Genomic DNA, 8,347 nt, shown 5'->3' with positions numbered 1-8,347 from the left:
TTAACAGAGCCTTTTTGTAAAGCCGGTTTATTGATCCTTAAACCGGCTTTACTCTTTAAATAGTAGTCCTATACAAACTCTTTAAATACTTTACATGTTCTTTATGAAAAATCGCCACTTAATCTAATACAATAAAGTAAACAAACCATTTGGGAGGGATTGGATGCAGATTACAGTTGCAGGGGCAGGTTACGTAGGGTTGGTAACAAGTGCTTGCTTAGCTGAATTAGGCCATAACGTAACATGCATTGACATTGAAGAGGAAAAAATTAGTATGCTTCGAAAGGGGCGTCCTCCCATTTTCGAACCTGGCCTTCATTCTTTATTAGAAAAAAAACTGCATTCCGGTCATCTCCATTTCACCACAAATCCTGACTATGCCTATTCTAATGCCGAAGTCATCTTTATTGCAGTTGGGACTCCTGAACATCCAGATGGTTCGGTCAACCTCGAATACCTTTATACTGCTGTCTGTACTATGACCGATCACCTCCAAAACGATGTGGTAATTTGCACAAAGAGCACAGTACCTGTAGGAACGAATGATAAAATTAAACAAATTATTGAATGTAATAAACCTCCATCGATCCAAGCGGAGGTGGTCTCAAATCCGGAATTTCTTCGTGAAGGTACTGCAATTCATGATTTCTTTCACGCTGACCGCATTGTTATCGGTACGGAACATCCTGAAGAGGTCACAGTCTTGGAACAAATCTATCAGCCATTAAATATTCCAATCTTTAAAACAGATGTAAGAAGTGCAGAAATGATTAAGTATGCTTCCAATGCATTCCTAGCCACAAAAATTACCTTTATAAATGAAATCGCCCATATCTGTGAAAAAGTGGGGGCAACGATCGAGGATGTTGCCAAAGGAATCGGGAAGGATTGCCGGATTGGCCCCCAATTTCTTAAGGCTGGCTTTGGCTATGGCGGTTCATGCTTTCCAAAGGATACAAAAGCTCTTGTTCATTTAGCAGCCAATTTGGATTACCAATTTGAAATTTTGAACTCCGTGATCAAAGTCAATAACAAGCAGCAATCATTGGCTGTTCAAAAGGCAAAAATGACAATTGGAAGTTTAAACGGGAAAAGAGTTTCAGTGCTTGGACTTTCTTATAAGCCAGGAACGGATGATATGAGAGAAGCGGCATCTTTAAAAATCATTCAGGAGTTATTGGATGAAGGAGCCAGTGTGACTACGTATGACCCCGTTGCCATTCCCAATGCCATAAAAATATTTGGAAAAACAATCGAATATGAAACAAATATCCGCTATGCCCTGCTGGGTGCGGAATTAGCCATTATTGCAACGGAGTGGGATCAAATAAAACATCTTCCATTAGCCGATTATGAATCGTATATGTGTAACCCTATTATTATTGATGGCAGGAATTGTTTTTCTTTAAAAGAAATAGAGAAACATTCGATTATTTATATTTCAATTGGCAGACCACCAATAAACCTTAAAAACCTGCCAAATAGCATCATAGAAAATCATTTTGTATTGGGGACAAATCAATGAGATGGATGGAGTTTTTTTACGCAGCTGATTGTCGTATCTTTCAGCTAATCAATCGCCATTTTGATCGAAAATACTTAAACCTATTCTTTCGCACCATTACCAACTTGGGTGGAGTATACTTTTCAATTGCAACTGCATTGATTCTAATCGCTTTTTCCACAAACGAAATGAAAGTGACTGCATTTTCTAGCACTCTAGCCCTTTCAATCAGCCATATTCCCGTACAATTATGTAAATTAGCATTCCCCAGAAAAAGGCCTTATTTACTAATATCCAATACAAGATTCCCAGAAAATCCATTAACGGACCATTCTTTCCCATCTGGACATACTACAGCCATATTTTCTATGGTCCTGCCATTCATCATCTTTGCTCCATTTCTTTCGTTTGCACTTATACCTCTGGCCATCGGGGTAGGCATTTCCAGAATATATTTAGGTCTTCATTACCCCTCAGATGTTCTGGCTGGGGCAGTATTGGGTTCTTGCATGGGATTATCGTGCTTTAGCTGGTTAGCATGAATAGAAAAAGTGACAGGATGTGAAATAATGAGAATTGCCATTTTCACAGATACCTTTTATCCTGACATAAATGGGGTTGCACGAACTCTTAAAAGATATGCATCTTTCTTGGACCAGCAACATATTCCCTATAGGATTTTTGCACCGAATCCCGCTACCCTGCCATCCGATTCAAAACATACCCTTTATTTTAATAGCTTTCCATTTTTTCTTTACCCTGAATGCCGTCTGGCCCTGCCAAAACCAGCAATGGTCAAAACGGAAATACAAAAGTTTGCACCCGATCTTATTCATGTAGCTACACCATTTAATATCGGTTTAAGCGGTTTGTATTTTTCCAAAAAGTTTAAGATTCCTCTGGTCGGTTCTTATCATACTGATTTCGATTATTATTTACAATTCTATCGTCTTTCCTTCCTCTCCACTTCTCTCTGGACATACATGAACTGGTTCTATCGCTCTTGTAAAAAACTATTTGTTCCATCCCAAGAGACATTAAACCAATTAAAGGATCGGGGATATACGAACTTGGAAATATGGCCTAGGGGGGTTGATTCCGATACATTTCATCCATTTTATGAAAAAAGTGATGTTCGTAAACAATTAGGAATATCGAAAAAATTCCTTCTGACCTATGTAGGAAGATTGGCACCTGAAAAGGATGTAAAAACTCTACTATCGGCAGCAAAAGCTTTGCCGTCTGAAATCAATGACCATGTTCAATGGCTGGTTATTGGTGATGGCCCCGAAAGGAAAGAGCTTGAAAAGGCAGCTCCGGCAAATATGAAATTCACCGGCTATATAGCCGGTGAAGAGTTGGCAAAGATTTATTCATCCTCAGACCTGTTTGTCTTTCCCTCTCCTACTGAAACATTTGGAAATGTGGTACTCGAAGCACTTGCCAGCGGCACACCGGCTATATGCGCCAATTCCGGAGGAGTAAAAAACATTATCAATCCAGGGGTAACAGGGGAACTGTGCACACCAGGGGATCCCGCCGAATTTGCCAATGCCATTCAGAAACTATTATTAAATGAATCCCTACGTGAACAAATGGGATTGGCAGGAAGAAGATATGCACTCGCACAAAATTGGGAAACCATCTTTAAGCACCTTCTTCAGCATTATTCCACCGTTATTGAAGAAAATAAAATGAAAAACATTGTTTAATAGCGGTATCGATACATGTTTCTAAAGGAGCAAATAGGCAACTAAATGTTATTCCACTGATTGAAGGGCTTTTTGTTTTCGGTTATACACTATTTTTGATAGCAACATGCTTATTTCATAAATAAGAATCAATGGAATTGAGACAGAAATATGAGAAAAAAATTCTGGTGGAGAAATCATAGAGGCAATAATCACCAGAATCAAATAGGCATATTTTCTAAGTTTACCGATTTTGTATGGATTAACAAACCCTAAAGTTGTCAAAAACATGGAGACAAGCGGTAATTCAAACGCTACACCGAAAGGTAACGTCATGTTAATTAAAAAACTAAAATATTTATCTGCCGTAAAGGAAGTTATCATTAAATCATTCCCCAAATTGATCAGGAAGTTCATGATATTAGGGAAAATCATAAAATAACCAAATGCCAATCCTCCAATGAAAAGAAAGAAAAAGGCTGGGATATATGCCAAAGTAATTTTTCTTTCCAATGGTTTTAAAGCAGGTTTTACAAATAACCAGATTTGCCATGCTGCTATTGGGATTGTTCCGGCTATAGCAACTACTGCAGCTAAATGAAAATAAATCCACATAATATCACTGGGTCCTAAAATCATTAGTTTATAGCCGAGATTCCCCATAAAAAAATGATAAATATCTTTCACATAAACCAATCCCAAACCAAGAAACAGAATGAAAGCTACTGCAGTTATGATGATTCTTTTTCGTAGTTCATCGAGATGATCCATTAAACTAGCTTCTCTATTTGTCAAAGTTAATACGCCTGCCAATCATACTAAATATCCTAAACCTTATCTTTAGGAGAATATTTTTTCCAGTGTCCTCGTAATAACCATTTTTATAGTAGCCTGAATTAGAAAATGCAAGATGCTCTATTACATCTTGCATTTAAACCTAAAAAGGCTTTTATTTTTTTATTTCTGTTTTTTATCGTCTGAGTTTACTTCTTTAGTCATTTCTTCTTTAATATCTTCTGTTATGCCTTCAGTTGCTTTTTTAAACTCTTTCAATGATTTCCCAAACGCCCTTCCAATTTCGGGAAGTTTGTTTGGTCCAAAAATTATAAGAGCTACAACCAGGATTAATATTAACCCAGGGACACCAATATTTGATAACATTTAATCATCTCCCAGTCCAGGTATCTATTTTTATTCATGTTACGAAGATAAAAATTTATTAATAGCTGTGTTATTCTGTTCAAGATTGATACTCAACACATCGCCAACATTGTTAAACCGTTCATTCGTAAAAGAACCATTTACAGGAATTCTCATTGTTTTTAAGTCATTGGAATGGTTGGAAATCAAATCTTTTCCTAAAGACAACATAGTCGGTGTATCCATATTCGTTTCTACATAGGGACCTATAACTCCCAATAATTTAGGAAGTTTTATTAAAGTACTTACACTTAAAGCCTGATCCTCAAGTTTCCCGATCACCTCTTGTTGTCTTTGCACCCTACCGAAATCACTCATATTATCATGCCTATAACGAACATATCCTAACAATTTATCACCATGTAAAGTTTGTATTCCTTGGTTTATGGTAGTTCCAATTCCATATGTCATTTCATGAGGAACATCCACTTCAATTCCATCTGGAGCCACTATATCCGTAATTTTAGAAAATCCTTCAAAATCAACCACTGCATAGTAATTTATATCGATATCAAAATTTTCTTTTATGGTTTGTCTAAGAAGCTCTGGCCCACCATACGCATATGCTGCATTTATTTTCTGTTTCCCATGCCCTGGAATTTCGACATAAGTATCTCTCATAATTGAGATCAACCTGGGTTGATGCGTATCTTGATCATAATGGGCTATCATAATGCTATCCGTTCTCGCATGTTCTTCGCCACGTGTGTCACTTCCCAAAAGAAGAACATTTATCTTTCCAAATTTGACGTCCTCACCATGAAAGGAGTCCGCTTCCTTATCTTTATCTTTCCATTTTCCGTCCTGAGCTAACGAAACACCCTGTTTGTATTCATAAACTCCATAAGCACTCACACCACAAACAACTAAAAAGGATATAAACAAAATAAATCGTTTCCATCTAAACTTTTTTCTTCTTTGCATTCTTTCCATAGATTACCTTCCCCACATTTTTATTATAAAAATGGCATGATCACAATTTTAATAGTGATCTTGTAACAATTTGGATCGCCATGGCATCATCAATATAACCGACGGGAAATATATAATCTGGTATAACATCCACCGAGACAATAAAATAGACTAGTGCACTACCAAGCAAAACTAGTTCTCGTGGAGTTCCCTTATTGAATCGAAATTTCTCATACATTTCCTGAAGCTGATTAATAAATGGGCCAATACTGCCAATTTTCTTAAGCTTTTCCTTAAAACTTTTAAGGATATTTTCTTTTCCTTCATCTGTTTGTACATATTGCTCATAATGAGCTAATTGCCCCTCAACACTTGAAATACTAAAATCATTATCTAGTAAATTGGATGATTCAAGTAACTGTTGAATATGATCAACAGACATAAAAAAATCTGATTCTGGTATGTTCATCTTCCGTTCATTTGAATAACCTGCAGCATCCAATAGTTCTGAAATAGGAATTCCTAATTTGTCAGCAATTTTTTGCAAATGCTCAATATTTGCTTTGCGCTTCCCGTTAATAATCCTTGAAATGGTAGCAGGATCAATTTCCGTAAGCTCACTAAGCTTCCGCATAGATAACGAACGTTCATGTAATACCTTTTTCAGAAACAAGCCAAGATTACGATTCATTTTTCCCTCAGACATCTCCGCTTTCCTTCCAAATTTTTTATTATTTGGCTGTGTTAAAGAACGTGTTTATTTTTTACACTCTGTTGATTGGAGCGGAAATCAACAGTCAGTTTAACAGAGCCTATTATTTTAATAATTACTGTAATTCATAGAGTGTAAAAGTACATAATCATCATAATAAAATATAAATAAATGTTGACAATTTGTCAACAAACGTATGAACTTAACCTATTAGTCTATACTAATTATAAGCTAGTTAAACGTCACTTTTATTGACATTTTTTCAACATTTCCATAAAAAGGCTAGTTTCAAAGTGACAGTTACATAAATAAAGACTATTGTACAGTTTTACAATAGTCTTTCATTGATCTTGAATAGCTCCATTAAGGAGCTTCGCTTTCCATATTCGATTTTCTTATAGGTCTTAAAATATTGAGCAGTTCAGTCATAAAAACGCCTAGTAAAATAAGGGATACCCCAATCAGAACATTCCTTGTCAATACTTCTCCCCATAACAACCAAGAAAATAAAAAAGCAAAAAACGATTCGAGGGAAAGTAGCAAGCTAACATGGGTTGGCGGGGAATACTGTTGAGCTTTTATTTGAACAATGTATGCAAGCAATGTTCCAATAAGGGTATCGAATCCAAAAGCAAACCATCCATACGAGCTTAGAGAACTTGGTAAAGGCTCTAGCAAAAAGGCAAACGGAACACTCATCACTCCAGCGACCAAAAGCTGAATCATGATGAAAACAAAAGAATCAATGGAATCACTTTGTTCATACACTCGGTCAACTGCTAAAATATGAATGGCAAAGAATACGGCACATAAAAGCACCAGAAGGTCTCCGATATTCCCTTTCATCGAACCTCCATCCCATGAAAGTATGGCTAATCCCCCGAACGTTAACAGGCAGCCAATGATGACTCCTTTTTGTATGGCCACTTTTGAAAACACGAAATACAGGAAAGGAACTATGATAATGACAGTCCCTGTAAGAACTCCTGCTTTTCCCGGAGTTGTATTTTCAATCCCGAAGGTTTGTAAAGTAAACGCCAACCATAATGGCAGCCCGCAGAGCACTCCCTTTTTCCAAACATCCCAACCTGCTTTTCTAACATTCTTCTGTTTAAAAATCCACAAAATCATGGCCGAAAAAAGAAATCGCCCAGCATTCAGAAACAACGGAGAAATTTCATTCAATAGGTCTTTTGTTAGAACAAATATGTAACCCCAGGCAAGCGCAATTCCTAATAATGATAAATCTGCTATAATGACAATCTTTCTTGAAGACACTTTATCTCCCCTCATCAATACTTGTTAGGTTCAATTATATTAAAACTCTTGTATCAACAAAAACAATATTTATAATTTTTTCCATTTAGGATGAAGAATAACGTAAAATTGCAAATACTACTTGTGCCTAAAACTTAATTACCCTTGCTCTTGAAATCTTTTAACAAGAAAATCAATAAAGTACCTGCTAGATATCGGTAATGTTTTTCTATTTTTAAAGGCTATTCCGATTGTCCGCCTAATAGAGGGTTCAATTCGTTTTACGACAAGTTGATAGTTCACTTTATTCAGTACAAACTCTGGTAAAATTGAGATCCCTAATCCATTTTCCACCATGGACATAATCGTATAATCATCATGCACCCGATATTGTAGATTTGGGGATAATCCTTTCTGCTTAAATATTTCTAATGGTTCGCTTAAGTCTCCTTCATCTAGTAAAATAAACGGTTCATTTACTAAGTCATAAACTGAAACAGATTCCCTATCTTTAAGTGGATGGTTCAAAGGTAACACAGCAAGCATCTCATCGGTTGTCAGTGGAATCGTTTCTAAGTCTGTTACTGCATCAGGATTTACAAATCCAAAATCAACACTTCCTTCTTTTATGTATTGAACAATGCTCTTGTATTCCCCTTGTTGCAGGTGAAAGTGGACAGAAGAATAGATTTTCTTAAAATCTTTCAAAAAAATGGGCAACCAATTACTAGACACGCTAGAAAATGTCCCAATTCGAATACTACTGTTCTCTAATCCTCGCATTTCCTTGCTTTTCTCGGCCAATTCTCTATGGGCATAGCAGACGTTTCGAATATATGGTAAAAATTGCTCCCCGTCTGGAGTCAGACTAATTCCTTTTCGGGACCGAAAGATTAACGTGGTTGATAGTTCCTCCTCAATGGAATGAATCATTTGACTAACGGCTGATTGTGTATAATCGAGCTCTTGTGCAGCCTTTGAAAAACTCCCTTTTTCTAGTACTTTTAAAAAAATTTCATACCGATTCATAATCGCCCTCTTATATAAGTTTTTCTAATACTAATATTATAA

At 36.4% G+C, this 8,347-nt stretch carries 9 protein-coding genes; 3 read left to right on the top strand and 6 right to left on the bottom strand.

The features are described from left to right. Positions 1–163: 163 nt before the first annotated feature. From V7083_RS09960 to V7083_RS09950, 3 genes are read left to right on the top strand one after another with little or no spacing between them, the layout of a single operon-like run. Complete coding sequence (locus V7083_RS09960; RefSeq protein WP_335477373.1) at positions 164–1,525, top strand: UDP-glucose dehydrogenase family protein; 1,362 nt, start codon at positions 164–166, stop codon at positions 1,523–1,525. Then, positions 1,522–2,046, top strand: a complete 525-nt coding sequence (locus V7083_RS09955; protein ID WP_335477372.1) for a phosphatase PAP2 family protein — start codon at positions 1,522–1,524, stop codon at positions 2,044–2,046. Before V7083_RS09960 ends, V7083_RS09955 begins: the two co-directional genes overlap by 4 nt. 27 nt (positions 2,047–2,073) lie before the next feature. Next, on the top strand, positions 2,074–3,216 hold the full coding sequence (locus tag V7083_RS09950; RefSeq protein WP_335477371.1) for a glycosyltransferase family 4 protein: 1,143 nt from the start codon (positions 2,074–2,076) through the stop codon (positions 3,214–3,216). Between the two features lie 48 nt (positions 3,217–3,264). Here the strand turns inward: V7083_RS09950 and tatC are convergent, their stop codons facing one another. The 6 genes from tatC to V7083_RS09920 form a co-directional block, all read right to left on the bottom strand. Then, positions 3,265–3,990, bottom strand: coding sequence for a twin-arginine translocase subunit TatC (tatC, locus tag V7083_RS09945; RefSeq protein WP_335477370.1), 726 nt, complete (start codon positions 3,988–3,990; stop codon positions 3,265–3,267). Between the two features lie 162 nt (positions 3,991–4,152). Further along, positions 4,153–4,356, bottom strand: coding sequence for a twin-arginine translocase TatA/TatE family subunit (locus V7083_RS09940; RefSeq protein ID WP_335477369.1), 204 nt, complete (start codon positions 4,354–4,356; stop codon positions 4,153–4,155). A gap of 39 nt (positions 4,357–4,395) precedes the next feature. After that, positions 4,396–5,328 (bottom strand): LCP family protein, encoded by a 933-nt coding sequence (locus V7083_RS09935; protein WP_335477368.1) that lies wholly within the window; start codon positions 5,326–5,328, stop codon positions 4,396–4,398. A gap of 40 nt (positions 5,329–5,368) precedes the next feature. After that, the gene (locus V7083_RS09930) at positions 5,369–6,013 is read right to left on the bottom strand and encodes a helix-turn-helix domain-containing protein (protein WP_335477367.1); all 645 of its coding nucleotides are present in this window, start codon (positions 6,011–6,013) and stop codon (positions 5,369–5,371) included. A 369-nt stretch (positions 6,014–6,382) separates the two neighbouring features. Beyond that, entirely contained in the window at positions 6,383–7,297 is a 915-nt protein-coding gene (locus V7083_RS09925) for a DMT family transporter (protein WP_335477366.1), read from the bottom strand. 138 nt (positions 7,298–7,435) lie between these two features. After that, positions 7,436–8,305 carry a LysR family transcriptional regulator gene (locus V7083_RS09920; protein WP_335477365.1) on the bottom strand — a complete coding sequence of 290 codons (870 nt, stop codon included), beginning with the start codon at positions 8,303–8,305 and terminating at the stop codon, positions 7,436–7,438. Positions 8,306–8,347: the final 42 nt, after the last annotated feature.

Source organism: Bacillus sp. JJ1764 (assembly GCF_036962145.1).
Classification (GTDB): domain Bacteria; phylum Bacillota; class Bacilli; order Bacillales; family Cytobacillaceae; genus Neobacillus.
The sequence above is the reverse complement of the archived record's forward strand: the minus strand, read 5'-3'. Positions and strand labels throughout refer to the sequence as shown.

Excerpts from the sequence above, each read along its gene's own strand:
- V7083_RS09920 (WP_335477365.1), bottom strand. The coding sequence starts at position 8,305 with ATGAATCGGTATGAAATTTTTTTAAAAGTACTAGAAAAAGGGAGTTTT.
- V7083_RS09930 (WP_335477367.1), bottom strand. The coding sequence starts at position 6,013 with ATGTCTGAGGGAAAAATGAATCGTAATCTTGGCTTGTTTCTGAAAAAG.
- V7083_RS09940 (WP_335477369.1), bottom strand. The coding sequence starts at position 4,356 with ATGTTATCAAATATTGGTGTCCCTGGGTTAATATTAATCCTGGTTGTA.
- V7083_RS09960 (WP_335477373.1), top strand. The coding sequence starts at position 164 with ATGCAGATTACAGTTGCAGGGGCAGGTTACGTAGGGTTGGTAACAAGT.
- V7083_RS09955 (WP_335477372.1), top strand. The coding sequence starts at position 1,522 with ATGAGATGGATGGAGTTTTTTTACGCAGCTGATTGTCGTATCTTTCAG.
- V7083_RS09935 (WP_335477368.1), bottom strand. The coding sequence starts at position 5,328 with ATGGAAAGAATGCAAAGAAGAAAAAAGTTTAGATGGAAACGATTTATT.
- V7083_RS09950 (WP_335477371.1), top strand. The coding sequence starts at position 2,074 with ATGAGAATTGCCATTTTCACAGATACCTTTTATCCTGACATAAATGGG.